Origin of the sequence: uncultured Gimesia sp., assembly GCF_937910335.1 — a bacterium.
Taxonomy (GTDB): domain Bacteria; phylum Planctomycetota; class Planctomycetia; order Planctomycetales; family Planctomycetaceae; genus Gimesia.
The window spans coordinates 1-5,771 of the sequence record NZ_CALEMX010000316.1 but is presented as its reverse complement, the minus strand read 5'-3'; the positions used below and the strand labels follow the sequence as shown (position 1 = coordinate 5,771).

The following is a 5,771-nucleotide window of genomic DNA, read 5'->3' as shown; positions in this document are numbered from 1 at the left end:
CCTAATGTTATCGGTGCACTGTTAATCATAATTGTAATCGCCTACTGTATTTTCACTTATCTCTGAGCAAACATGATCCGTCTAATCGCCCTGCCCACAAATAAGCGGCTGTTAGACCCGAACACATCAAAGACTCTGGGCCAGCCTCAATGTGGCCAGAAGGGAAAACCTTCTCGGCATTCTCACATATATGATCTTTGTTCTTGTCTTCACCGGTTTGGCTTTCTTACTGGGGTAAACTGATATCAGTGATTGTTAGAACGATTACCTGACACCCATCATCGCGCTCATCACCTGGAACTGTCTTTGCTCTGCAGCAATATCAGTCAGCTCCTGAATAATCACTGCATTCCGTCTCACAGTGGGATCATCGGGAAACTGGCCAACCGCTTTGCATTCTTTCCAATGCTGATAAGCCCGCATATTCTTTCCGCTCAATACATTCTGATTCTCTGGCGTTCCTTTCGGGCAGCCCTTACTTGTTCGACAGGGAGCAGGCACAGTCGGCAACCGCTTGCAACATTCACCACGGCTTGTGACTCTCACCTGCCCTGTCTCCTCGTTGTAAATGTAATCGAGACAATGCTCGCAATCTCTGAACGCCACTTTCGGATGAAACAGGAGCAGCTCCATCCCGCTTCTTAGTTTTTTGTGTCTGCCACTGCCTCATCCTGTTTTGCTGCGAGATCCTTATCACTCATGTCCGAATATGTGATGATGTTGAAAAGTCGATCGACAAAAGGCTGCTTGAGACGAGAGAGAACCTCGGCAGTGATCGGCAGACTGTTCCCTTTATGCAGCAGATCCCATTTGATCAGATTGTCAATGATTAGATTGTTGATTCGCTTCGTTTTCTCAGCAGCAGAGATTGAACCCCACTGCTCGAGCACCTCCCTGATTTTTACCGGCATCACTGGCCGGAACTCGAATCTCACTGCCTGATGGATTCCCGGTGATTCCTGCATGTATCCGGTTTCTGTGTATCCATCCTCAATATACGCTGACGTCGTCATTTTCTATTCCTTAAAAATATTCCGTGATAAATAAATCAACATGAAGAGCTTTTGTGAAACGCATTGAACTCATCAAGACAACTTGAGTAATCGTTCATAACTCTAAGCATGGGCATTTGTGACGATTAGACTTTTCGTTGTTCCTGAACTTCGAACCATGCCCTGCAATGGCAGTCGAATGACATCTTTCCCACCCATCGAAGGCGTGATGTTGGCGTACTGAATCGCAGCCATTTCAAACGTCAGCACATCTGTTATGACTTCCGCATTCGTGAAGACCAGCGTGCCAGCAGCACCATCAAGATCCTGTCTGACAAGATCTGTATTATCCGTATCCCAAGGGTGATCGGTCGCCAATGTGACCACACGATCAATTAAGGGAATATCATGCCGAGTCAGCCCGTTCTCAAACAACTCAGTGTTGAGACGATTCTCTATCGTGAGGCTGAAATTCTCAAAGGATCTTGTCGCAGCCTGGAGCGTCAGCACACCATCGGCCATGAGGAATGGCTTTTCCGTTGGAGCCGTCAGAGGTGTGAACGTCCCGGCATTACCGACTGTTTCTGTTTCAGCTTCGATCTCAAGATCCAAGAATAAGAAGTCGCCTTTTGTTCCATTGAAAGTAGCTTTTGAGATTCGACAACCTGAATACGTATAAACCTTTGCACCACGGTCGATCATTAGCAGGAACTCCGGCAAAGTGTCAGCTAGAGCGAACACATTTGTCGCTTCTGCTGTTCCGCAGATATAAGGCAGCAGAGTGTCCAGGACGATTCGAGAACAGGCAATTTTGATGCTACCTGACACTCGCTTTAATCCTTCACGTGTGCGTTCTTTATTGTGGTCTGTCGTACCCGTCATGCCGTTAGTTTCGATGATCTCAGCAGTCTCGACCAAAGACTCTGGCAGGATGATCTCAATCGGGATCGAGTTAGCATCAAAGGGTAAAGCCGTGTCAAAGGCTATCAGTCCGAATGTTCCGATTTCGGGAGTGGTCATTTTATTTTCCTCACAGTTTATCGATTTGTTGAATGACTGAATCAGCGACTTTGGTGGTCGCACTATCTGTTATCTTCTCGTTGAAACCCAGGAATTGTCGCTGAGGGATTAGTCCTGATCCTTCTTGATGCGTGCTTGCATATTCAACATACGTCCCGAGAGTCAATCTTTCATCACTGACTGCTTCGAAATGGTCTGCTGTCTTTTCTGTCACACTCTCCTGAAGTTTGTAAGTATCAAGCAGCGGTTTATTATTCTGATTCCTGTGCGGTGGTCTCGGCTGTTTCAGAGCAGGCCATTTTGATCCAGTCGGAGAAATTCCTTGCTGGAATCCAGTATTGAGCTTCTCTTTCGTTTCTTCGACAATTATCTGCATCACACTTTTGGATTTGGGTTTTTGTGTGACGACGACGATTCCGTCGAGGAACTCTCCGAGATCTTCGATGTCAATTTCTTTAGACATGGCCGCGATCCTTTCTCAGTTGTGATCTGTGGTTTGAGGGCTTCGAGGTGCACCAAGCTCATGCCTTTCATTTCGGCATACAGTTTTTTCGCAGTAACCACATCTGTCCTGAACTTCAATCTACCGTGGGTCGTTCGAATTGAGATGGTCTGTTCCGTCTCCGTGCTGAATTCATACTCTGCCATTATCTTGTCTCCCAACTGATAAACCACAGGGTCATCCCTGCGTGATATTCTCCGGCTTCAAACCATCCCGGGTCTACAACTGCCCCGGGGGATACGTAACTGTTGACAATGGAATCCACGCCCGCTAAACGAGGAGTGCGAAACTTCTTTACAATCGTTTCATACCAGGTTAAATACTTGTCTCTGTTGAGTATTTGGTTCTGTTGATCTGCGTCCACGATAAAAACACCAACTTGATATTCAATCTGGTCTCTCTCATTAGTTCCCTCCTTCGGGTTATGTTTCGGCGTACCTGATGCAATTAAAATTGCCGGGAAGTCTGTACTGGTAAAATTTCGCGTGCTGGGTACTTTCTGGATTATGATCGAATCGTCGGCGATACCGGTCAGAGTCAATAATTCGATTTCTGATTTCACGGTTGTCAGGATAGATTCCAGAATGGCTGTCATTTCTCCCTCCTGCTAATACAACGCCAATGAGTTTGTGATCGCACACGTGAGACAGCGATCACTGTCCAGACTACACTATTCGAATCTGTGATGGCGTCGCCTGTTTCGATCTCTTTGCCCGCCAATAATAGGTTAGGAATATTCCAGACAATGCCCTCTGAAGCTGATGTGACAAGTCCTCTGACAATGTCATCCCGTGTAATATCCCGCATCCAGGCATGAGAGATGCTTTGGGTTTCCACGGTATCGTTATTCACACCCCGTTTCGTCGTGAGCGTAATGGCTTCGGTGCCAGACATTTTTAGATACAGTTTGTTTAGTTGGGCTACGGTTACCATCAGATCACAATCTTCTTGTAATGGGCCAATGATCCTCTGACAGAATCAAGGAACTTTCTTTCGTCTTCGGATCCAGCAAGCGTGTAGGAGTAATCCTCAATCGATTCCGACTCAACGCGACCACCATGATCCATGGACTGAACCATAGAGATCACCAATTTGTTAGCCGCAAATTGAATGTCAGATGGCACAGTTGCCCATCCGGCAACATAAACAACTTTGATGTTCCCTATTCCTATACCGGGAGCACTGGTTAATTGCCCTTGCAGCCGCGAGGAAGGGCGAGGCCAGCCTTTACCTGTGTGATAGACAATCCCACTTTTACTGACTTCTGTATTCGTTGCGTCATCTTTCTGGAGAACAAAGTCCGTTCCCTCAACCAATACAGAAGAGGTGGGGAAAGCATCCGTGCCGTCCCCATAATATCCGTCACTATCTAAATGAACTGAGGTGATTGATTGCACTGGAGTCTGGTTAAGCAACAGGACCTTATCGCCAGAACCGCTGTAGTACTCCGTGTAGATTGCCTGTTCGATGTTTCGCTGCAAATAACCTTTGATGATGGCATCAGCCTGTGGGATCATTAAATCGATCGCAGCATCCAGTGACGTATCACTGATGCCGAGAAGCGTTTTGATTGTTGCCTTGTCTGTTAATGCCATCTTCAATTTGTCTCCTGAGAGTGCTTTCATTCATTGTCTGAAATCGTGAACTAAATCATTTCTTCAAATGGTCATAGCTACGACCATCATTTTTTCATCGTTGTTTCTTTCACATTTGACGAGGCCATTTCGGTATCAACAGTTTGATAGAAGGATTTGGCTAATTTGTAGGCTCTTCTTACATAGTGTGATTCATCAAATCCTTGATGTGTGGTGACACACATTTGAATAAAAATCCGTTCTGCCAAGGATTCGATTTGAGATGTTTTGACTGATTGTTTTAATCTCTGATTCATCTGTAGTAGTTCCCAGAAATTTTTCCTGACTGAAGAAAAGAGGCGTCATGCGATAGCAGACTGTTTAATTTCATTGACGTAACCAGCTCCCTGCAGAATGTAAAATCCTGCTCCGAGCTGTGAGTTTGCCCCAACGTCTGCCACGTTAAATGAAACAAAAGTGAAACCGTTATCAGAGTCTAAATCATCTGTCAGGACTTCAATTGCGACCAGGGCCTCATTTTCTGCACCATCAATGGATGCAGTGTCGAAACTTGCTGCTTCCGTTTGTTCGATGAGAGAAAATTGACCAATGGCATTGATATCAGTCGCACCTACTTTATGCCGAATGCGAGTGAAATTCAGAGCCTTAGAATTGCCAGAAGTTGCGGCATCGTGCTGCAATGCAGAGACCACAGGGTCATCTCCCGCCGTTCCAATGGAGGCCAATAAGATAAAGAGACAACGATCATAATTTTTCAGATTAACCCGGTCTCCAGTATTGGTAGCAGTTGCCAAGTCAACTGGCATGAAGGCGGGAATAATATCGTGACTTTCCAGGAATTCTTTATTAAACATTGAATGAGATCCTTCTCGATTTCGATTTTTGAAATGGGAATTTTGATTTACTTCTACATGTCACTAAGCACGTGTTGCCAGAGTGACAAAACTGGATTGAGTAGCAGTACCTTTGTAAGGGGTTAATGGTTGAGTCTCCCAGGGTTTTCCATCAATTCGCATGATGAAGCGTAAAGCCAACTGGTCTGTGAGGAACTCTACATGCATTGACTCAGCCTGCTCGATTCCCCCTTTACTGATGGTGATATAATCATCCAGACTGGCTAACATGATATCTCCCTCGGTTCCCAGAGTTTCGTTAAACTCTGTTGGTATTACGGGACGTCCCATTAACGTTGCATAGGAGTTGTCAGACAAACCAGAAGGTGGCATATAGACTAATTGTCCGCCTGCAGTTGAAACTCCCAGGCTCATCTGATGAAGTTGAGGTTCGGTATCCTGATTAATAAACCAGGCTGCATTCATTCTTGAGGACGCCTTCATTCGACTCCACATGTTCAGAATATTTTCAGCCAGAATCGTATTGGCTGCCTGACCGGCTTCTTTCGGAACAGACACTCTAGCCGTTGATTGCATAATCCCTAACGGCTTACTGACACCGTTTCCATTAAAGATAGATTCACCTAGTACAAACTCCATTTCTTCTGTCACTTTTTTGTTGACGTAAGATTCAAGCGCCATCCCGTTGTCATTGATTAATTCTTCAGTCAAGTACACCAGCACTGCTAATTTATGAAGCTTGAGTGTTGTTTCACCTAGCAGTCTGTCCGGATATTCCCCTGACCCTGGTTTTCATTACCGAGATGTC

General features: G+C 45.5%; 9 protein-coding genes. All 9 read right to left on the bottom strand.

The window, feature by feature from the left end:
- Positions 1-264: 264 nt before the first annotated feature.
- The 9 genes from Q0668_RS12660 to Q0668_RS12620 all read right to left on the bottom strand — a co-directional run bounded on the left by Q0668_RS12660 (position 265) and on the right by Q0668_RS12620 (position 5,725).
- Complete coding sequence (locus tag Q0668_RS12660; protein WP_298865122.1) at positions 265-546, bottom strand: hypothetical protein; 282 nt, start codon at positions 544-546, stop codon at positions 265-267.
- 95 nt (positions 547-641) lie between these two features.
- Positions 642-1,013 carry a hypothetical protein gene (locus tag Q0668_RS12655; protein WP_298865119.1) on the bottom strand — a complete coding sequence of 124 codons (372 nt, stop codon included), beginning with the start codon at positions 1,011-1,013 and terminating at the stop codon, positions 642-644.
- Positions 1,014-1,115: 102 nt separating this feature from the next.
- On the bottom strand, positions 1,116-2,012 hold the full coding sequence (locus Q0668_RS12650) for a phage tail tube protein (RefSeq protein WP_298865116.1): 897 nt from the start codon (positions 2,010-2,012) through the stop codon (positions 1,116-1,118).
- A 10-nt stretch (positions 2,013-2,022) separates the two neighbouring features.
- Positions 2,023-2,475, bottom strand: coding sequence for a phage virion morphogenesis protein (locus tag Q0668_RS12645; protein WP_298865114.1), 453 nt, complete (start codon positions 2,473-2,475; stop codon positions 2,023-2,025).
- A gap of 184 nt (positions 2,476-2,659) precedes the next feature.
- Positions 2,660-3,109, bottom strand: a complete 450-nt coding sequence (locus Q0668_RS12640) for a hypothetical protein (RefSeq protein WP_298865111.1) — start codon at positions 3,107-3,109, stop codon at positions 2,660-2,662.
- Complete coding sequence (locus tag Q0668_RS12635) at positions 3,106-3,447, bottom strand: hypothetical protein (RefSeq protein ID WP_298865108.1); 342 nt, start codon at positions 3,445-3,447, stop codon at positions 3,106-3,108. Before Q0668_RS12635 ends, Q0668_RS12640 begins: the two co-directional genes overlap by 4 nt.
- The gene (locus Q0668_RS12630) at positions 3,447-4,109 is read right to left on the bottom strand and encodes a hypothetical protein (RefSeq protein WP_298865105.1); all 663 of its coding nucleotides are present in this window, start codon (positions 4,107-4,109) and stop codon (positions 3,447-3,449) included. Before Q0668_RS12630 ends, Q0668_RS12635 begins: the two co-directional genes overlap by 1 nt.
- A gap of 341 nt (positions 4,110-4,450) precedes the next feature.
- Entirely contained in the window at positions 4,451-4,963 is a 513-nt protein-coding gene (locus tag Q0668_RS12625; RefSeq protein ID WP_298865102.1) for a hypothetical protein, read from the bottom strand.
- Between the two features lie 63 nt (positions 4,964-5,026).
- Entirely contained in the window at positions 5,027-5,725 is a 699-nt protein-coding gene (locus Q0668_RS12620) for a phage major capsid protein (protein WP_298865125.1), read from the bottom strand.
- Positions 5,726-5,771 lie beyond the last annotated feature (46 nt).

Excerpts from the sequence above, each read along its gene's own strand:
- Q0668_RS12640 (WP_298865111.1), bottom strand. The coding sequence starts at position 3,109 with ATGACAGCCATTCTGGAATCTATCCTGACAACCGTGAAATCAGAAATC.
- Q0668_RS12625 (WP_298865102.1), bottom strand. The coding sequence starts at position 4,963 with ATGTTTAATAAAGAATTCCTGGAAAGTCACGATATTATTCCCGCCTTC.
- Q0668_RS12630 (WP_298865105.1), bottom strand. The coding sequence starts at position 4,109 with ATGGCATTAACAGACAAGGCAACAATCAAAACGCTTCTCGGCATCAGT.
- Q0668_RS12655 (WP_298865119.1), bottom strand. The coding sequence starts at position 1,013 with ATGACGACGTCAGCGTATATTGAGGATGGATACACAGAAACCGGATAC.
- Q0668_RS12645 (WP_298865114.1), bottom strand. The coding sequence starts at position 2,475 with ATGTCTAAAGAAATTGACATCGAAGATCTCGGAGAGTTCCTCGACGGA.
- Q0668_RS12650 (WP_298865116.1), bottom strand. The coding sequence starts at position 2,012 with ATGACCACTCCCGAAATCGGAACATTCGGACTGATAGCCTTTGACACG.
- Q0668_RS12635 (WP_298865108.1), bottom strand. The coding sequence starts at position 3,447 with ATGGTAACCGTAGCCCAACTAAACAAACTGTATCTAAAAATGTCTGGC.